Origin of the sequence: Paenibacillus sp. FSL H8-0048, assembly GCF_038002825.1 — a bacterium.
Classification (GTDB): Bacteria; Bacillota; Bacilli; order Paenibacillales; family Paenibacillaceae; genus Paenibacillus_AQ.
In genome coordinates this window covers 5,780,862-5,800,491 of record NZ_JBBODF010000001.1, presented here as the reverse complement: position 1 = coordinate 5,800,491, position 19,630 = coordinate 5,780,862, and the positions used below count along the sequence as shown (strand labels likewise).

Below are 19,630 nucleotides of genomic sequence, written 5' to 3'. Positions count from 1 at the left end.
TGACTTAACCGTGTCTTGCCGGGCGAAGTCCCGCTCACTCTGAATTGCGGATCTGCAAATCGCCAACCCTCATTGTCTTGCCGGCGTGCTCTGCACGATTGCAGTCCAGGAGCACTTCTACTCCGTATGTACTTGTACCCGATTCCCGGAACCGTATCACCTGTGAACCCAAATGAATGTTCAGAGTATCTCCCTGCTGCTCGCAATCAGGGAACAGGGCATGAATGATCTCCAAGTCCTCCAGCGTTAAGGTCCCCTCAACCGTCACCTCGGCAATCCCCACGATATCATTCTCTCTGCTATTCGGTACCATGTACTGCTCCATGAAATGCCTTGATTTCTCATCGTTCATCTGCTGCAGGAAGAACTGAAACGGCACTCCCTTGAAGGCAGGAAGATAGCTGTTACGCCAAGGCATCGTCCGGGTCAAAAGATTAAAAAACCAGCGGAATCGCAGCGGCTCCGGCGCGGTGATCTCGATATTCAGCGCCTTCAGCCTCTGATATGTCGCATCAATATCGTCTACTTCCAGAGCGAAGCCGACTAGCCCCCGGTGACCTTTCAGATAACGGGTAGTCCACTCGCTGATCCATCCGCCGCCGTCTCTGGTTTTGATTCGGACAAGCTCGAAGTATTCCCGGCCGATCCACAGATTGGATACCTTGAAGCCTCTTGTTCCCTTCCCCCATTTGGGCTTATACGGCAGTCCCATGGCCTCGATCTGCCTGATAACCTGTTTATCCTCCTGCACAGATGCATCCACATTAACAACAAGGTGATCAATTTTCAAGCTAACTCCGCTCCTGTCTGCTGATATCACTCAGAGTCAGCTTACCACATCCTTATAATTGGATAAAAGCACAGAAAGCCCCCAGCCTGCGGATATCCGTAAGCTGGAGGCTTCCCTGCGCATAATCCTGTTATTTTTTCAAATGATAAGGGACGGTAGTAATAATGACATTGCGCCGGTACAGCAGATGTGCGCGGATCAGCAGACTGGACTGGTTATGCAGAATGTTATGCCAGCCCTTCTTCGGTATGAATTGAGGGACGATGACAGTCACCTGATAATTGGACTCGCTTGCCTTGCGCTGAACCGTATCGATGAACTTGGATAATGGATGAATGATACTGCGGTAAGGCGAATACAGCGTCACCAGCCGCACCTCCGGATGGAATTTTTTCCACTTCTCTTCGAATATAGCGTCATCCTCCCGCTCGAACGGGATGTGGACGGCGATGATCTGCTCTGCCCCCAGCGACTTGGCATACCGCAGAGAATTCTCCACCACATGGGTGATACCAGCCACCGGCAGAATGATGATATTCCCCTCAATCGCCAGCGGGGGCTCACCGCAGGTGGCGATCCGCAATTGATCCGCAACCGATTCATAATGCTTGTAGATACGGTAGAAGAACAGGATAATCAGCGGCAGGAAGACCAGCACCGGCCAGACCTGCGTGAATTTGGTCAGGAAGAACATCATGGTAACAACGAAGCTGATCAGCGCCCCAATCGCATTAATGATCAGCTTAGGCAGCCAGCCCTCCGGCTTGTGGCATAGCCATTTGACGATCATGCCCGTCTGCGACAGAGTGAACGGGATGAAGACCCCGACGGCATAGAGCGGAATGAGATGCTCGGTCCGCCCCTCAAAGGCAATGATCAGAATAATCGACAAGATGCCCAGGCTGAGAATTCCGTTCGAATACCCCAGCCGGTCGCCGCGCACGGTGAACATCCGGGGAATGAATTTATCCTTCGCCAGATTCACAGCCAGCAGCGGAAACGCGGAATATCCGGTGTTCGCCGCCAATACCAGAATTAAGGCTGTCGTTCCCTGCACGACATAATACATGAAGCTGCGGCCAAAGACATGCTCGGCAATATCGGACACCACCGTGACCTGTTCGCGCGGAGCAATGCCGTAATAATAGGCCAGGAAGACGATGCCTGAGAATAACAGCGCGAGCAGAATCCCCATCGCCGCCAACGTTTTGGCTGCATTATTCGGTGCCGGCGCCTTGAAATTGGGGATCGCATTCGATATGGCCTCGACCCCCGTCAGCGCCGAGCTGCCCGAGGAGAACGCCCGCAGCAGCAGGAACAGGCTGATTCCGGCCACCGGCGTTCCGAGTGAGGTATGAAGCTCCGCCGGTACTCTTCCGGTCAGCACGTTGAACAGGCCCAGCCCGATCATAATGAACATCGCCAGGACGAACAGATAGACCGGATACGCAAGGAAGGATGCCGACTCGGTGACCCCGCGCAGATTAAGTGTCGTGATCAGCAATACGAAGATGATGGCAATAAGCACATTGTAAGGATGCAGGCTCGGAAATGCTGAAGTGATTGCATCCGTTCCCGCAGAGACACTGACCGCTACGGTTAGTATATAATCGACGAGCAAGGAGCCCCCGGCAATCAGACCCGGATATTTGCCCAGATTCTCTTTGGATACGACATAAGCCCCGCCGCCCTGGGGATAGGCGAAGATGATCTGCCTATAGGAGAGTATCAGGGCCAGCAGCAGCACCAGTACCCCGCCTGCAATCGGAATGGAGTACCAGAATGCGGCTGTACTTACCGTGATCAGCACCAGCAGGATCTGCTCCGGACCATAAGCCACAGAGGACAAGGCATCCGAGGACAGGATGGCCAGGGCCTTGGTTTTGTTAAGCTTCTGTTCTCCCAGCTGATTGGACTTTAGCGGCCGTCCGATCAGGAACCTTTTTACCGAAGACATCATCATCACTCACCGACTTTTTTTAAGTTATATTACCCCTGATGTACGAATACAATCTGGACCTTTAACTGGATACATACACTATTTTTGCTGCCGTTCGATACTACATTAATTCTTTTATCACCATCTGTATATATGCAGATATCCTAGACAAACACCAAACCATGAATAATAAATGTAATCCGCCGAAAGACACAGCAAAAAGGACCAAGCAGGCTTTCCGCTCCGTCCCAATTGCTTATTTCAGCTTTTTTTGCTATATTCAGCCATTTTCAGCCCGTCTCAGAGCCAGTCCTGTATAAGCAGCGTCCGCAGCAGCTCCGCCTGCTCCCTGCCGATCCGGGCCGTGATTTCGGCCTCAATCTTCTGCTTGATCTCCAGCATACTCCGGCAAGCCGCTGTCCCCTTCGCAGTGAGCACGATAGGCTTGTCCCGGCTGTTCCCTTCCTTAACAGCTGTATTTACATAACCTTCGGCCAGCAGATGGTTGATCGTCTTCTGTGTCCCCTGGCGGGAAATGCTGATCAGTCTGCTGATCTCTGAAATGGATAGAATGCCGTGTTGCTCCAGCATCGCCAGAATATGCGTCTCCGTCTTATTCAGCGGCTCGCCGCTCATCTGGTTCACCTTGTCCCGCAGCACCTTATGCTTTTCGCTAATCATATCGACCAGATTCAATCCGCTTATGTATTCATTCATTTACAAGACCTCCATGATAGAAATGCAGTTGCGGTACCCCTTGCCCATATTGTCAACCAGGTTGACAATAATCCTTCCTGCTGCTACTATAAGTGAAGTTTGAAAAACCTACATTTAAGGGAGTTCTGTAACATGGGCAGTAACAAAAAAGAAGCTTTAATTTTCACCAGTATGATGTGTTTTTGCATGGTTGTCTTTATGTCTTTTTACAATGTGATTATAGCGAACGGATTCAACAGCAGACTGTTTATGGATGTGGCTGCGGGCTTGCTCCCGGCACTTGCCGTTGCCCTGTTCTGCGATATTGTGGTGGTAGGCAGAATTGCCAAAGGGCTGGCCTTCAAAATAGTGAAGCCGTCCGCACCCCAGATCCGCAAAGTACTGACGATCTCGTGCTTCATGGTCTGCGGCATGGTCATCCTCATGTCTCTATACGGCACACTAGCACACTTCGGATTCGGGGGCAACTTCTTCCGGCATTACTTCTCCATCCTGGGGCTTAATTTCATCTGCGCCCTGCCGCTCCAGCTGCTGGTGGCCGGTCCGCTGATCCGCTTCCTGTTCAGCCGGATGTTTCCGGTCCGTACAGCAGCACCGGGCATCTAAGGCTGACTGAAACCAGCTCCCCACATTCCCGTATACGTGCATGTCCGTGAGGCCATGGCTGCGGTGTTCCCGCCACACCAACAAGGGTGTTCCGCCAGCCATGATCTCACGGCTGTGCGGAACACCCTTGTCCCGGGTTCATCCTATTGATTATTTATTCCATGAAAGACAAGCGTCCCTCCCGCAGCCGTACACTGCCGCCCTTAGCATAAAAGCTCAGGCCCGAGCAGATGCCTCCGGGGAAGATCAGGCTGGTGATGGCGGCGAGGCCGTCATTAACGAATACCTCCACCGAACAGGTATCCAGCAGGATACGCAGGTTCTCCAGGCTGCCAATTCCTATGGCGTACTGGGGATCGGGGAATATCTCGGAGAAGCCGGTCTCGCCGGACTGATCTCTGCGCAGGGTGAAAGTACCTTCGGCAGCGGAATAGACGAGCTCGGTATACTCGGTAGCGGTATGATGAATAATAAGACCGAATTCTTCCGCTTCGTTGTCCGCAAGCGCAAGCCGCAGCTCCAGGGCTGAATCCTTGCACTTGATATCCTGGGGCTCGCCCGGTATCAGCAGCATCTCCGGCAATGTCCCAGACTCTGCCGCAAAGTAACGGTCAAGCTCCGCTACCGGATGCTGGCGGATCAAGGTCCTGCCTTCTGCATTCTGCAGCGTCAGCACCCGCGGAATCGTCATCGCGCCGCGCCAGCCCTGGCTTGGAATCTGATTGGCATATCGCCAATTATTCATCCAGCCGATGAAGATCCGCCGCCCGTCCGCTGCCGGAATACCCGAGAAGCTGACCCCGGCATAATTGTCTTTGCCGTAATCCAGCCAGCGGATATCGCTGTGCTCAGGCGTGAAGACGGAGCCGTCGAACCCGCCGACGAAATATTGCGTCCGCGAGCCATATCTCTGCCCGCTGTTATCACCGATGCTGACCAGCAGCACCCACTTGCTGTCTTCTGTCCCTTCCACCGGGAGCTGGAACAGGTCCGGGCATTCCCATACTGCATCATGCGATCCTGCACCCTCGCCGAATTCACTCTCCAGGCTCCACTCCCGCAGATCCGGCGAGGAGTAGAACGTGATCGTCTGATCCGTCGCCAGCACCATCATCCATTTCCCGTAGGCCTCGGACCAGAACACCTTCGGATCACGGAAGTCAGCCTTGGAAGGATGCGCCAGCACCGGGTTACCTGCATACTTGCTCCAGGTCCGGCCATTGTCATGACTGTAGGCCAGGCTCTGTCTCTGCACGGAAGGCGACGTCTCCGTCGGCTCCAGATGACTGGTATAGATGGCAACGATACCCGGCTTCTCCGGGAACAGTCCACTCGTGTTCTTCCAATCTACGACTGCGCTGCCGGAGAACGCATAGCCGTGATCGTCCGGATACAGCGCAATGTCCAGCTCCTCCCAGGTGATCAGGTCCTTACTTACAGCATGACCCCAGTGCATAGGCCCCCAGATGGAGGAATGCGGATGATACTGATAGAACAAATGATATTCCCCTTCGAAGTACACCAGTCCATTCGGATCATTCAGCCAATGCTGCCCCGGCGTAAAATGCAGCGCCGGCCTGTGTATGGTTCTCCCGATAATCTCCACTCCATTACCACCTTTATCTGTTTATAGGTTATCTGTTCTTCATGTGCTGCAGCTAGTGCAATCTCAGCCCTTGTTCTTAAGGTAGCTGTCATATCCGGCCTGCTTGATCTCCAGCCATTTGTCCAGCCCGAGTCTGGACAGCTCTGCCTGATAATCGTTCCATTCCTCTTCCACTTTACCTGTCTTGGTCCATTCCGCACGCTTGCGGTTGACATAAGCGAACAGGTCCGTCTCGATATTCGTGAGCGTCTTCTGATCCTCCAGCGAATAGAAGACACGCGGGAAGTTATTATCAGCCTTCATATAAGGTACAAGTCTCTCCTTCATGAGGTCCAGCCGCCAAGCGGCATCATCCGGCTTCGTGGTCACCTTACCGTAGTATTCATCCAGAATCGCCAGCGGTCCGCCGATGCTGGTCTTTTGGCGCAATTCAACCGGGGCCGCGCCTTCCAGCGGCAGATGCTTCAGCATTTTGGCCGATTCATCGTATTCAAAAATATTCTGCTGCGTCTCATCCCCATACGTTCCCCAGTTATCCTCCACCGACTGCTGCGGCTCATAGAGCTGGTCAATCCACTTGGCGGTAAGCTCCAGATTCTTATTCGAGCCTGTAATCACCATCCGTCCGCGGTCAAAGCCGAAGTTATTCGTCCGGGTCACATTAACCTCTCCGTCCGGCCCGGCAAGCGGCTGCATCAGATCATATTTATCATTGAAGCCGGTAATATTGGATTTATCCCACTGGAAGTAGACGCCGTAGCGTTCACTCTGCCCTTTGGCCAGATAGGTATTGTAATCCTGTTCGAACGCCTCTTCATCGATCAGATCGAGCGCATACAGCTCGTTCAGATACTTAATGCCCTCTTTATATCCGTCCTGGCCCGCGGTGAAGACCACTTTGCCGTCATTGGTAACCACCGTGTGATCGCCGTTATCCCCAGGACCGAACGAGCCGAACAGGAAGTTCATATCCTCATTGCTGTTATTCAGCACAAAAGACAGGGGAATCTCATCCTTCTGGCCGTTCCCGTTCGGGTCATCATTCTTGAAGGCGACCAGCACCTGCTTCAGTTCCTCCGTCGTGGTTGGCATAGCCAGTCCCAGCTTCTTCAGCCACTCCACATTGATCCACGGCATCCCGTTGACCGAATGAATGCTCTCCTTGCCGGAGCCCAGCTCCTCTATCCATGGAAAAGCATAGATATGCCCGTCCTGCGCGGTCATCATCGATTTGTACTCCGGCGCGGCAGCCAGCACCTTCTGCAGATTCGGCATGTATTTCTCAATCAGCTCCTCCAGCGGCACAATCGTTCCGTCCTTGCCCAGGGTCAGCAGATCATAATCCGAGTAAGCAGCGTCGATGATCGCATCCGGCAGGTCGCCGCTGGCTACAGCCAGATTTCTTTTCTCGATAAAAGCGTCGTTCGTGTAATTGGTGAAATCGATGTGGACCCCGGACTTCTCCTCCAGCCGCTTGTAGATCAGCTTCTCGTTCGGATCGGCAGGCGCCAGCGCGGAGCTCTGAGACATGAAATGCAGCGATACCTTCTCTTTAAGCGGCAGCGTCACGTTCTCCAGCTTATAATCCTTAGAGGCCGAGGAATTACCGTCTCCGCCGCCGCAGCCCGCAAGCACGGAAGCCGAGAGTGCCAGCACAGACAGGGTTTGCAATGATTTTTTCATATGAGATTCCCCCTATTATTATTTAATGGAGCCGACCATAGCACCCTTCTCGAAGTACTTCTGGAAGAACGGGTACATCACAATAAGCGGCAGGCTGGAGATGACGATCGAAGAATACTTGATCATTTCAGACAGCTTCTTCAGCTCCGCCTGGGCCAGTGCATCGGCAATCATGCCGGGCTGCACCTGATTCTGAATCAGGATCGAACGCAGCACCAGCTGCAGCGGGAACAGCCGCGAATCGTCCAGATAAATCATGGCATCGAAGTAGGAGTTCCACTGCCCCACGAAGGCATACAAGGCCAACACGAAGATAATGGGCTTCGACAACGGCAGGACAATCCGGAAAAAAATACCCAGATCCGAAGCCCCGTCAATACTCGCCGCCTGAAACAGCTCCTTGGGCAGACCCTGGAAATAGGTCTTCGCCAGAATAATATTGAACACGCTGATCGCCCCCGGCAGAATCACTGCCCACACCGTGTTCAGCATCCCCAGATCCTTCACGACCAGATAGGTCGGAATCAGACCGCCGCCGAAGAACATCGTAATCAGGAAGAAGATCATCACCGGCCGCTTCCCGGCCAGCCCCTCAATAGACAGCGGATACGCCGCGAAGACGGAGAAGAATACCGTAGCCAGCGCGAAGGCGGCAGAGTAGAACAAGGCGTTGAAGAAGCCGCGGATCATCGCGTCGTTGCTGAGAATCCGGACATAGCCTGTAATCGTCCAGTCCGACGGCGCAATAGCCAGCCCCTTCGTAATGAGCACATTCGGTGTTAAGAAGGAGGCCAGCACGACGTATACCAGCGGGAACAGAATGACCAGGATGAACAGGCCAAGCAATAGATAAGTGACAACAAGCAGAATCCGGTCCTTCCCGGAATATTGAATATCCATACTTTCCTCCTTTTAATACAGCCCTTCCCCTTCGTTCAGCCGCTTGACGACCGTATTGACGAAGACCAGCAGGATTACGTTAATGACGGAATTGAATAATCCGATAGCGGTGGAATAGGCATAATCGCCCGCCTGCAAACCCACCTTGTAGACATAGGTGGCAATAATCTCCGAGGCAGGAGTGTTGAGCGCTGTCTGCATCAGGAAGGCCTTCTCATAGCCGATGGACATGATGCCGCCTGCGGCAAGGATGAACAGCACGGCCATCACCGGCCGGAGCGCGGGCAGATCGATGTGGCGGATGCGCTTCAGCAGGGAAGCGCCGTCAATCGTCGCCGCATCATGAAGCTGCGGATCTACACCCGCCAGCGTAGCTACATAGATAATCGAGGACCAGCCTGCTGTCTGCCAGATGCCTGACAGAATATACACGCTGCGGAAGTAAGCAGGATCACTCATGAAGGACACCGGCTTCCCTGTAAAAGCAGTAATAAGCGCGTTCACCACCCCTGTCGGCGACAGAAAGACAAACAGCATCCCTGCGACAACCACGACCGAAATAAAGTTAGGCGCATACACAATCAGCTGGATGTTCTTCTTCAGCTTCGCGCTGCGGATCAGGTTCAGCATAAGCGCCAGCACAATCGGCACCGGAAAACCCAGAATCAGCCCGTAGGCGCTTAATTTAAGCGTGTTCATTAGAATATCGTAGAAATTCGGCGAGGAGAGGAACCGCTGGAAGTGCTCGAAGCCCACCCATGCGCTGCCCATGATGCCTTTGCGCGGGCTGAAATCCTTGAAGGCTATCATCGCGCCGTACATTGGAACGTATTTGAATATAACCGTGAGAATTACAGCTGGAGCCAAGAATAAATACAGGATATAATTCCGGCGCATATAGCTTAGCCACGACCTATGCCTGGTGAGCCCTGTTCTCCCGGGTTGAGCCATCGGATTTGCCAATCTTCTTCCCCCTTCTTAATTTTTTGCATTCGCCCCTAATGAATAGGTTTTCATTTTTACATTTGACCATGTTTTGCATTTACAATTTATCAGAGAATCTGACAAGAAGTCAATGCATTTTGTGCAAAAAAATAAATAAATTCGTGCATAATACGATGCAAATGTAACAAATACATATAAAACAAGCATTCACTAGTTATTATTCACTTGAATATGTAAATATAATTTGTGCATTTGTAAAATTACGTTGTCAATTTTGCTGTTATGCTATATATTAGGTAACAGAGACTACAAATATGGGGAATTAAAGGTGGAACACAGTGATGAAGAAAGCCAAGGTCACCATTCAAGACATTGCCGATGCCCTGGGAATCTCCAGAAACACGGCCTCCAAGGCATTGAACGGCGCAGAGAGCGTTCCTCCAGAGACCCGGGAGAAGGTACTCAGCAAGGCCGCCGAGCTTAAATATAAACAATTCTCTTATATGGAGACCGCAGGCAGCCCCTCCGAGCAGCAGGGCAATATCGCTCTCCTGACCAGCAACCTGCCCAACAGCTCCCACTTCGGCTCCCAGCTGCTCAGCGGACTGGAGAAGCGCATCAGCACAGAGGGCTACACCCTGTCCATTTATTTTGTCCGGGAGAACGATATTAACGCCATGGCTCTGCCCGGTAATTTCGAGCCCTCTAATGTGGACGGGATTATCTGTATTGAAATGTTCAATACGGAGTACAGCGGGCTGATTACCGGCCTCGGTATCCCCACGATCTTCATCGACTGCGCGGCGGACATTGTCTACCCTGAGCTGAAGGCGGATCTCTTGCTCATGGAGAATGAACACAGCGTGTATGCGATGACCCGTAAGCTGATAGACCACGGTGTGCAGAGCTTCGGATTCGTCGGCGATTATAACCACTGCCGCAGCTTCCATGAGCGGTGGACCGGCTTCAACCGCGCCCTCTCCTCAGCCGGTATCCCGCTGGATCCCGAATCCTGCATTGTCGGCCAGGACAAGGATTACCTGCTGGAGGCGAACTGGATGGATCAGCAGCTGGAGGCGCTCGGCCAGTGGCCCTCCGCCTTCATCTGTGCGAATGACTTCATTGCCATCAGCGTGATGAAATCGCTTAAGAACAGAGGGGTCAAGGTACCCGAGCAGGTAGCGGTCTGCGGCTTCGATGACGCTTCGGAATCGCGGGTCATCGAGCCTCATCTCTCGACCGTACATATCTACAGCAGCCATATGGGGATTGTCTCGGCTGAGATGCTGCTCTCCAGAATCAAGGACCCGGCCCGGCCTTATCAGGTCACACATGTCGCCACTGACGTTCTATTCAGAGACTCTACTCCCGTTCCGAACTAATTCCGCAGGAGGTTACTATCGTGCAATCCATGAATACAGTCCTTTGTGTGGGCGAGCTGCTCATTGATTTCTTCTGCACCGAGGCGGACGTAAGCCTGACTGAAGGACGTCATTTCGCCAAGCAGGCGGGCGGGGCACCAGCGAACGTAAGTGCAGCCATCGCCCGGCTCGGCGGTCACTCCGCCTTCCTCGGCAAGGTCGGAGCCGATCCCTTCGGCCTCTTCCTGAAGCAGACGCTGGAAGAACAGAGCGTAGACACCTCAATGCTGCTGCTTGATCCCGCAGCACCAACTACACTGGCTTTCGTCTCACGGTCAGCCAGCGGGGAACGCGATTTTGTGTTCCACCGCGGGGCAGACCAGCTGCTTAGGCTCGAAGAGCTTGACCGGGCAGCTGTACAGGACGCTTCCATGCTTCACTTCGGTTCGGCCACTGCCCTGCTCGCCGAACCCTTCCGCGAAGTGTATATAACGCTAATGGATGATGCGAAGGCGAATGGGCAATTCATCTCCTTCGACCCCAATTACCGGGGCGACCTGTGGGCCGGCCGGCAGGAGGAATTCATTACGCTGTCCAGAGACGGTATCTCCAAGGCCGATCTGGTGAAGGTCAGCGACGAGGAGCTGCAGCTGATTACAAGCCAAGCGGACTGCAATGCTGCCCTCGATCTGCTGCATGAATGGGGAGCCAGAGCAGTAGCTGTTACTCTAGGCAAAGATGGCACCCTCATCTCCTCCCCGGACTCCCGGTTGCTGGTCCCAAGCATTACCATAGAGTCCATCGATTCCACCGGTGCCGGCGATGCCTTCATCGGAGCACTGCTCTGCCGGATCAGCCAGCTGGCCCATCCGGCAGAGTTCACCCGCAGCGCGGAGCTGCAGCGGGACTTCGTCACCTTCGCCAACCGGGTGGGGGCGATCGTCTGCACCAAGATCGGGGCGATTGCTGCGCTGCCGACACTGGACGAGGTCCAGGAGTATGCCGGGTAAGCTCAGGAGCTTAGATGTATCGGTATCTGGTCTTGGTACCTTAGTATTACAAAAGGTGTTCCTTAGCCGTCTGATTGCAGACGGCCAGGGAACACCTTTTTGTGTAGTAAGCTTTATTGCTGCCAGGACCGGTGCCGGAGAACCGCTGTGGAGTCGCTGCTAAACCAATCTTTACCTGCTGTTTTCATCACAGACACAGGAGCTTGGCACGTAATATGATAAGCACAATATCATACGACTGAAGGAGCAGTAGGTGCATGAGTGCGAAACAAGAATTCGATAATCTCATGGCGTTTGCCAAGGATTTAATCAATGAGAATCTCGGCTTTTATTACGATATTAATTATGGCTACTTCCAGCCGGAGACCCACCCGGTTGTGGACTTCATCCGGCTGATCGGCAGACGTATCCAGAGCCAGCTTATGCTGATGCCCGCGCTCTACGGGGAGGTTAATCAGATGGAGCGGATGTTCTCGGACAACCTGTTCTTTGATGAATGGGCCGAGGTTACGCTGGATGGACGGAGCTTCCACTTCCTGATGCGGCAGATCGACAATAGCAGCAGGATCATCAACCTGGCACGTGACCTGGTCTTCCCCTCCCCCTGGGTTCCCCGCAAGCTGCGCGACAGCCTGATCCGCATCGGTGAAGGCACCCTGAACGGAAGCTGGCGGCAGGATAAGGATCATCAGGTTACCCTATGGCTTCCTCTCGGCATTTCCTTCGTGGAAGGCTCAGGCCATCACTCCATAACGGCGGGAATCGCCAAGGGCGAAGGGGAGCTCTACCCCACCTCAGTGTATGACATCAGTCTCATCTATGATCACGTGTACACCGACGGCAGGTATTACTACAGAACGCATGATCATTCGATCATCTCCGAGGTTCATTTCGTGGAATGTGCCGCCATCTTTGAGATCGGCCGGATCATGGCGGCGCAGAAGATTATTTTCTGAGGAACATGCTGCGGAAGGAGATCTTAACAGTGGCGGTGGGGATGATGATGGCGGTGACGATGGGTAGTGACGGTGGCGATGTGGTGGTGGTTATTCCGGAAATAATTGGATTCCCCACACTTGCTATGTAGTTATTAGCAAGCGAACCCTTCGGGACTCAGGTGCGCTTAATTGCCGCAACAAGCAGGACTTCACGAGGCTTGCGGACTCAGATGCAGCTATTTACTGAGCTTCAGCCGAATTCCGTCCAGCAATGTTGTGATAAACGCACTGGAGTCCTTTGCCCGGACAAACTACGCAGAATTCAGTAAATAAGCGCGCTGGAGTCCGCAACTCCTCCCCTTATCTCTTGGGATTATGGCCCATGTACTGAGCCAAATATTATTTTCTATGCATCCTCCTGTCCAAATCGAACATTCTCGGCGTTTTTAAGTAGTAGTTCTCTCCACCAGCTGAAATTCCAGCGGCTCCTGCTCCGCCTCTCCCCCCTTCAGCTTACAGAGAATCAGATGCAGCGCATTCTGTGCCTGTGCAGCGATCGGATTATCAATCGAAGTGATCCCTAGCGTATGGGCCAGCTCCGTGTTGTCGAAGCCGACCACCGCCAGCTCCTCTGGCACCTTCACCTTCAGTCTTCGGGCTTCGCTCAGCACCCCTGCCGCGACCATATCATTGGCGCAGAGGATGGCATTCGGAGGCCCGCCTGGAATCATCAGCAGCCTGCGGATCAGCTCCTCACCCTGCCGGATGGAAAAGATCCCTGTATGCGACCATTCCGGGTTCACCTCCAGATGATAGTTGCGGGCAGCATCCCGGTAGGCCTGTATCCGCCCGGAGGTATTCATGCTGGCCGGCCGGCCCCAGGCATTGGCAATCCGCGTATACCCCTTTTCAATCAGATGTTCAAGCCCTAGCATATATCCGTCATATTGATTCATGGCTACACTCTGAATCTCAGGAAGCTCCATCCGCTGCCAGGAGACAATCGGCCCGTATTTGCAATAGGAGCCCAAGAGCGCCTGATCGTTAACACAGGTACTGATGACGAGCGCATCGACTCTTTTGCGCCGCATATCCTCGAAGGCTTGCAGCTCTTTGGCCGGATCGCCCCCGGAGGTATAGATAATCGTCTGATATCCGTGCCGGCTCGCAGTCTCCACGAAGCTGTTCAGGAAGGGCAGCATCACCTCGTTGATCCCCTCCGTCACCATCCCGATCTGCATGGTCTCCCCTCTGGACAAGGAGATGGCATTGCCGTTCGGCACATAGTCCAGCTCTTCCATGATCTTCAGAATGATCTCCCGCGTTGCCTGGCTCACATGGGGAGAACGATTCAGTACTCTCGATACCGTAGCTTTGGAGAATCCCGACAGTTTAGCGATTTGATCCAGATTCGACATGATGGCTCTCCTTACATAAATTTTCATCTTTATAATAATACTTGACATGTAACGCGTTACAACATTTAGCATGGAATTATAGGACCTATGAACAGCTTACCATATCTGAATCCATAACTAATAAAAGGCGGGATTATCGATGAATACACCATTTCCTGAAGGCTTCCTGTGGGGCGGCGCAGTCGCTGCGAACCAATTGGAAGGCGCATACAACGAGGACGGAAAGGGCCTGTCCACCCAGGACGTAGCTCCACAAGGAATCAAGGGCCCCATCACCGAGGTGCCTACCGAGGATAATATGAAGCTGGTCGGCATCGACTTTTACCACCGGTACAAGGAAGATATCAAGCTTTTTGCCGAAATGGGCTTCAAGGTCTTCCGCACCTCGATCGCCTGGTCCCGGATCTTCCCGAACGGCGACGAGCTGGAGCCTAATGAGCAAGGCCTGCAATTCTACGACGACCTGTTCGATGAATGTCACAAATACGGTATCGAGCCGCTGGTGACCCTCTCCCACTACGAAACTCCGCTGCACTTGTCCAAGCAGTATGACGGCTGGGTGAACCGGCAATTAGTCGGCTTCTATGAACGGTATGCCCGAACGGTATTCACCCGCTACAAGGACAAAGTCAAGTATTGGCTGACCTTCAACGAGATCAACTCCATCCTGCACGAGCCGTTCATGAGCGGCGGGATCTATACACCTAAGGACAAGCTGAGCAAGCAGGATCTGTATCAGGCCATTCATCACGAGCTGGTTGCAAGTGCCGTTGCGGTCAAAATCGGACATGAGATCAACCCGCAGGCCCAGATCGGCTGTATGATTCTAAGCATGCCTACGTACCCGCTCACACCTAACCCGGACGATGTCATTGCGGCCATGAAGTCAGAGCATATGAACTATTTCTTCGGGGATGTGCATGCCAGAGGCGTGTACCCTGGATATATGAAACGTTACTTCAGAGAGAATGGCATTGAGATTCACATGGAGCCTGGAGATGCAGACATTCTTAAGCATACCGTTGACTTTATCTCATTCAGCTACTATGTGAGCATCTGTGAGACTGGAGATCCCAGCAAACGCACCCAGGAAGGCAACCTGTTCAGCGGAGCGGCCAATCCATACCTGAAGGCCTCCGAATGGGGCTGGCAGATCGACCCGCAGGGTCTGCGCTATGTACTCAATATGTTCTATGACCGTTACCAGAAGCCTCTGTTTATTGTGGAGAATGGACTCGGGGCCAAGGACGAGCTGATTACCGGCGAAGACGGCGTGCCGACCGTGAATGACAACTACCGGATCGAGTACCTGAATGACCATCTGGTGCAGGTTGGCGAAGCCATCGAGGACGGCGTTGAACTCATGGGCTACACTTCATGGGGCTGCATTGACCTGGTCAGTGCGTCAACCGCACAGCTCAGTAAGCGCTACGGCTTCATCTATGTGGACCGCCACGACGACAATACCGGAACCCTGGAGCGTTACCGCAAGAAATCCTTCCACTGGTACAAGGAGGTTATTGCTACCAACGGGCAGAGCCTGCGGCGCTGAGGCGAATAGAATAGCCATGACAATACAGGTTGTCCCGAAAAGCCTTACAAAGGCTGATTGGGACAGCCTTTTTTTGCATATGGAAAGATAACATCTTGCGTTCTTCATGGCTTCAGATACAGGCTGCAATGCCCATTCCGCCCAGCCTGGATTAGACTGTAGGAATGGTAGCGACAGCGGCCCATTCCGCCGTCTTTGCCTGCCCCTCCCCCGATAACTGAAGATATCAATTTCAGTTGAATACGCCATTAACAAAAAGCGGGAAGGAGCGGAGGGGAAATTTGGAACTGTAGGAGCGATAGCGCCCGCCTTTGTATACGGATTTCAACCGCAAACAGCGGCTTGAATCAAGAAATCTGTATACAACAGCGGCCGAAAGTCCAAATGTTCACCGCAGTCGACGAGTTTAAGCTTTGCGTTTCTGTCATTTCATCTCATATTCCATCTCATATTCCATCTCATATTTATATCTTCACTTATCCCCCTTTACCATTTTGAAACTAATTCCCCAAAAGGTTAGGATATACTAGCCACAGATGAATCCTAAGGAGCGTAACTTGTAATGAACAAATATACCTTCGGCCTTAGCAGCCTCTTATTCTTAAGCCTGATCGCCTCCGGCTGTGGCACCATGAAGACGCCGAGTGATCTGCTTCAAGCCCCGTCACAGGGGAGTAACGACGGCAATCTTACCGGAATCGTCCGATCCTTTCTACCGGCCAACGCGCATTTAACGGTACCCATCCACTCGGCATCCGGCAGTGCGATTCAATTACAGGACCTGGACAAGGATGGGCAGGAGGAACTCCTGGCTTTCTACAAAACAGACAAAACCGATTATGAAATCAACACCCTCCTCCTCACACAGCAGAACGGCAATTGGACCAAGCTGGCTAACCTTACCGGGGTGGGCAGCGAATTAAATGAAGTGTCCTTCACAGATGTTACCGGTGACGGAGCGGAGGAGCTGCTGCTCGGATACGGCGGCGGAGAGGGATTAAGCAAAGAGCTGGCGGTCTACAGCCTAAGCGGCGGCAAGCTGAACGAGCTGCTTAAGCAGCCTTACGACCAGCTGGTCCTTGGCGACCTGACCGGGAGCGGGCATACCGACATTGCCTTGCTTCAGAGCACCTACACCACGGATAACATCCGTGAGACACATCTCCTGCTGCTCCGGCTCAAGGACGGTACGCTGCAGACTTTATCCGACCAGAGGCTGGACGGTAATGTGATCGAAGCCCAGTTCGGCAAGGCATCCCCTACACGGGACGCAATCGTCATCGATGCCGCCATTGGCGCACATGCTTCCTATACTTCACTTCTGATTTGGGAAAAAGACAGATTTACTGATATACTGGCAACAGATGATTATCAGCGTAACGCGCTCGCTGCAAGCAAGGATCTGGTGCTGTCTCCGCCAGCTGTCTCTCCTGACCTGCTTGGCAGCAGCAGTATTGCAATCAAGGACTACCCGCAGTCCAGCCTGGATGTGAACAATGACGGGATCTTGGAGTTCGGCTTCCTGGTACCGCCTGCCGGTACGCAGAGCATGGCTCCCTTAGCGACCCCATTCATCACCAAATATTATCAGTGGGACGGACAGTCCCGCCTGACCTTTGTGCAGGAGCAGTTCGACCGCTGGGGCTTCAACTTCCATATTCCCAAGTCCTGGGCGGGCCAGACCCTGCTGGAGGTTCCGGGAGAATCACCGCAGCCATGGGAGAAACTCCAGTTCAGCTATAAGAATGCCGGATCTGCTGTGACGGCTCCGCTGCTTGAGCTTCGCCTGCTGACGAAGAAGGCCTGGGCTGCCGCAGAGGTCCAGCTGAAGGCTGAGAATAGAGAATATACGCTGCTGTATGAGCAAGGGATCTCTAATAATGACACGGAGCCTACCCTGTTCGTTGCCGTAATGCCCGCAGCGGATGCCGCCGGCAAGCTGCAAGGGGCCGATCTGCAGAATTATAATCAGCTGAAGCTGACACTGGATGAAGTCGTTCAGCTGGCCGGCACACCCCAGAAGCCCCGGCAATAAGAAGGAGAGCTGTTCATGAAAGTGCTGATACTGGAAGACGAGAAGCCGATCCGTGATCTGCTGTGCATCAACCTTAAACGGGCAGGCTTCGAGATCGCGGAGGCTTCTACCGGTGAAGAGGCGCTGAGCATTGCCCGGGAGCAGAGGGATTTCGACATCGCGATTCTCGACCTGATGCTGCCCGGACTCAGCGGGTTCGAGGTGTGTACGCTGCTGCGGGCACAGTTCCCCCGGCTGGGAATCATTATGCTCACCGCCAAAAGCCAGGAAATCGACAAGGTCATGGGCCTGGAATCCGGCGCAGACGACTATGTGGTCAAGCCCTTCAGTCCGGTGGAGCTGGTCGCCCGGGTGCGCTCGCTTTACCGCCGGATGTATCCTGGAGAAGCGCTGCCGCAAGAGAATCTCATCGAGCTTCCGCCTTTTATTCTGATGCTTGATGAACGGAAATTATTGAAGGACGGGCAGGATATCCCGCTGACCCCAACCGAGTTTATGATCGTTAAGCTGCTGATGGAGCAGCCGAACAAGGCCATGAACCGGGACGATATTCTAACCGCCGTATGGGGGCAGTACTTCATGGGGGATCTTAAAATTGTAGATGTGAATATCAGCCGAATCCGCCAGAAGATCGGACAGGAGTCCTCCGGGCCGCAGTTCCTTGAGACGGTGTGGGGATTCGGATATATTTGGAGGGGCTAATCGTGCTGAAGGGAATCAGGTCCAGACTTATCGTCTATATTACCCTTATGCTGCTCCTGATCGTGCTGCTGCTGGAGGGGGTGTTCATTGCCGCTGTCCACTACTATTATCTGGGCAGTGCGATGGAGACATTGAATACAAGGGCCACGACTTCAGCGACCTTTTTCAATAAGTATCTGGAGAGCTACAGCTTGAATGAACGGGCGCGTTATATTCTGGAGAATCTCTCCCCTGAGGAGAGCAGTAAGGTGGAAGTGCTGACTCCGGCCGGGCAAGTGGTCATCAATTCCTTCGGCTTCTCCAGTACAGAGCAGGTGAATACCCCTGATGTCAGAGCAGCTCTGTCCAGCGGCAAAGGAAGCTTTCAGAGCATCAAGCCGGTGAACGGGGAACGAATTATGGCGGTCTCTATCGCGCTGAAGGAGTCGGGGAGCACAATTGGCTTGCTGCGTTACTCGGTCTCGGCAGAGCCTTTATATCATGTTATTGTGCGGATCGCGCTCAATGCAGCCGTCATCGGGCTGCTCGTCATTGGATTCGGCTTCATGCTCAGCCTGATTATCGCCAAACGGATCGTAGGGCCGATCCAGCAACTGACCGGGGTCGCCAAGGAAATGGCCACCGGTAATTTTGCCGTCCGGGCAGAGAGGCGGTATGACGATGAAGTCGGCACCCTTGCGGTAACGCTGAATTATATGTCGGAGGAAATTCTCAAGAGCGAGAAGCTCAAATATGATTTCATCTCCTCCGTCACCCATGAGCTGCGGACCCCGCTTACCTCCATCAAAGGCTGGGGGGAGACGCTGCTGGTCGGTGATTTGTCGGACAGGCAAGAGACGCTCCAGGGTCTTGAAGTCATGACCGGGGAGACAGACCGGCTGATCGGCCTGGTGGAGGATCTGCTCGACTTCTCCAAGTTCCAGGCCGGAGAGATCCGCATTGTACGCCAGCCATATGATCTCAGAGGCCTGCTGGAGGATCTGCTGCTGCAGTTCAGATACCGGGGGCAGACGAAGCAGATTCGCCTATATGCCGACCTTCCCGATCAGCCGCTGCCGGTGGACGGTGATTTTAACCGATTGAAGCAGGTCTTCGTCAATTTGCTGGATAATGCGTTCAAGTTCACCCCTGCGGGGGGTGAGATCCGTCTTACCGCAGTGCTGGAAGGTGAGCGGATAACCGTCACCGTTGCTGACAACGGCGAAGGCATCGAGGCTGCGGATCTGGCACAGCTTGGCACCAAATTCTTCAAAGGCCGCTCCCGTCAATCCGGCAGCGGCCTGGGCCTCGCCATCTGCAAAGAAATTATCGGGCTGCATGACGGGCAGCTGCGGATCGAGAGCGAATTCACCGAGGGAACCACGGTAATTGTAGAGCTGCCGCGCTACGAGGTGGAGCAGCATTTTGCCTCAACAGAGTAGCTCTAGC

Annotated in this window: 17 protein-coding genes; 9 read left to right on the top strand and 8 right to left on the bottom strand. The window is 53.4% G+C overall.

Annotated elements, in window-relative coordinates; genetic code table 11:
• Window positions 1–34: 34 nt before the first annotated feature.
• From NSU18_RS25135 to NSU18_RS25125, 3 genes are all read right to left on the bottom strand, one after another.
• Window positions 35–790, bottom strand: coding sequence for a VOC family protein (locus NSU18_RS25135; RefSeq protein ID WP_341150321.1), 756 nt, complete (start codon window positions 788–790; stop codon window positions 35–37).
• Between the two features lie 130 nt (window positions 791–920).
• Entirely contained in the window at window positions 921–2,750 is a 1,830-nt protein-coding gene (locus tag NSU18_RS25130; protein WP_341151099.1) for an APC family permease, read from the bottom strand.
• A 279-nt stretch (window positions 2,751–3,029) separates the two neighbouring features.
• Window positions 3,030–3,446 carry a MarR family winged helix-turn-helix transcriptional regulator gene (locus NSU18_RS25125; RefSeq protein ID WP_341150320.1) on the bottom strand — a complete coding sequence of 139 codons (417 nt, stop codon included), beginning with the start codon at window positions 3,444–3,446 and terminating at the stop codon, window positions 3,030–3,032.
• Between the two features lie 132 nt (window positions 3,447–3,578).
• Here NSU18_RS25125 and NSU18_RS25120 point away from each other — a divergent pair, with 132 nt between their 5' ends.
• The gene (locus NSU18_RS25120) at window positions 3,579–4,052 is read left to right on the top strand and encodes a DUF2798 domain-containing protein (RefSeq protein WP_341016796.1); all 474 of its coding nucleotides are present in this window, start codon (window positions 3,579–3,581) and stop codon (window positions 4,050–4,052) included.
• Between the two features lie 154 nt (window positions 4,053–4,206).
• On the opposite strand, the gene NSU18_RS25115 is transcribed toward NSU18_RS25120, so the two are convergent.
• From NSU18_RS25115 to NSU18_RS25100, 4 genes are all read right to left on the bottom strand, one after another.
• On the bottom strand, window positions 4,207–5,658 hold the full coding sequence (locus NSU18_RS25115) for a glycoside hydrolase family 32 protein (protein ID WP_341016795.1): 1,452 nt from the start codon (window positions 5,656–5,658) through the stop codon (window positions 4,207–4,209).
• 63 nt (window positions 5,659–5,721) lie between these two features.
• Window positions 5,722–7,341 (bottom strand): extracellular solute-binding protein, encoded by a 1,620-nt coding sequence (locus NSU18_RS25110; protein ID WP_341016794.1) that lies wholly within the window; start codon window positions 7,339–7,341, stop codon window positions 5,722–5,724.
• An 18-nt stretch (window positions 7,342–7,359) separates the two neighbouring features.
• Window positions 7,360–8,241, bottom strand: a complete 882-nt coding sequence (locus NSU18_RS25105) for a carbohydrate ABC transporter permease (RefSeq protein ID WP_341016792.1) — start codon at window positions 8,239–8,241, stop codon at window positions 7,360–7,362.
• Window positions 8,242–8,253: 12 nt separating this feature from the next.
• Complete coding sequence (locus NSU18_RS25100) at window positions 8,254–9,192, bottom strand: ABC transporter permease (protein ID WP_341018591.1); 939 nt, start codon at window positions 9,190–9,192, stop codon at window positions 8,254–8,256.
• A gap of 335 nt (window positions 9,193–9,527) precedes the next feature.
• Between NSU18_RS25100 and NSU18_RS25095 the strand changes: the two genes are divergently transcribed.
• The 4 genes from NSU18_RS25095 to NSU18_RS25080 all read left to right on the top strand — a co-directional run bounded on the left by NSU18_RS25095 (window position 9,528) and on the right by NSU18_RS25080 (window position 12,644).
• Window positions 9,528–10,568 (top strand): LacI family DNA-binding transcriptional regulator, encoded by a 1,041-nt coding sequence (locus NSU18_RS25095; protein ID WP_341016791.1) that lies wholly within the window; start codon window positions 9,528–9,530, stop codon window positions 10,566–10,568.
• A gap of 29 nt (window positions 10,569–10,597) precedes the next feature.
• Window positions 10,598–11,557: a carbohydrate kinase family protein gene (locus tag NSU18_RS25090; protein WP_341151098.1), complete on the top strand. Its 960-nt coding sequence runs from the start codon at window positions 10,598–10,600 to the stop codon at window positions 11,555–11,557.
• 257 nt (window positions 11,558–11,814) lie between these two features.
• Window positions 11,815–12,513, top strand: coding sequence for a DUF6710 family protein (locus tag NSU18_RS25085; protein ID WP_341016789.1), 699 nt, complete (start codon window positions 11,815–11,817; stop codon window positions 12,511–12,513).
• Between the two features lie 5 nt (window positions 12,514–12,518).
• Window positions 12,519–12,644 (top strand): hypothetical protein, encoded by a 126-nt coding sequence (locus tag NSU18_RS25080; protein ID WP_341016788.1) that lies wholly within the window; start codon window positions 12,519–12,521, stop codon window positions 12,642–12,644.
• A gap of 297 nt (window positions 12,645–12,941) precedes the next feature.
• Here the strand turns inward: NSU18_RS25080 and NSU18_RS25075 are convergent, their stop codons facing one another.
• On the bottom strand, window positions 12,942–13,913 hold the full coding sequence (locus NSU18_RS25075) for a LacI family DNA-binding transcriptional regulator (protein ID WP_341150319.1): 972 nt from the start codon (window positions 13,911–13,913) through the stop codon (window positions 12,942–12,944).
• Window positions 13,914–14,052: 139 nt separating this feature from the next.
• On the opposite strand from NSU18_RS25075, the gene NSU18_RS25070 reads away from it, so the two are divergent.
• From NSU18_RS25070 to NSU18_RS25055, 4 genes are all read left to right on the top strand, one after another.
• Window positions 14,053–15,465, top strand: a complete 1,413-nt coding sequence (locus NSU18_RS25070) for a glycoside hydrolase family 1 protein (protein WP_341016786.1) — start codon at window positions 14,053–14,055, stop codon at window positions 15,463–15,465.
• 562 nt (window positions 15,466–16,027) lie between these two features.
• Window positions 16,028–17,500 (top strand): hypothetical protein, encoded by a 1,473-nt coding sequence (locus NSU18_RS25065; protein ID WP_341016785.1) that lies wholly within the window; start codon window positions 16,028–16,030, stop codon window positions 17,498–17,500.
• A gap of 15 nt (window positions 17,501–17,515) precedes the next feature.
• Window positions 17,516–18,202 carry a response regulator transcription factor gene (locus NSU18_RS25060; protein ID WP_341016783.1) on the top strand — a complete coding sequence of 229 codons (687 nt, stop codon included), beginning with the start codon at window positions 17,516–17,518 and terminating at the stop codon, window positions 18,200–18,202.
• A gap of 2 nt (window positions 18,203–18,204) precedes the next feature.
• Window positions 18,205–19,623, top strand: coding sequence for a sensor histidine kinase (locus NSU18_RS25055; RefSeq protein WP_341016782.1), 1,419 nt, complete (start codon window positions 18,205–18,207; stop codon window positions 19,621–19,623).
• Window positions 19,624–19,630 lie beyond the last annotated feature (7 nt).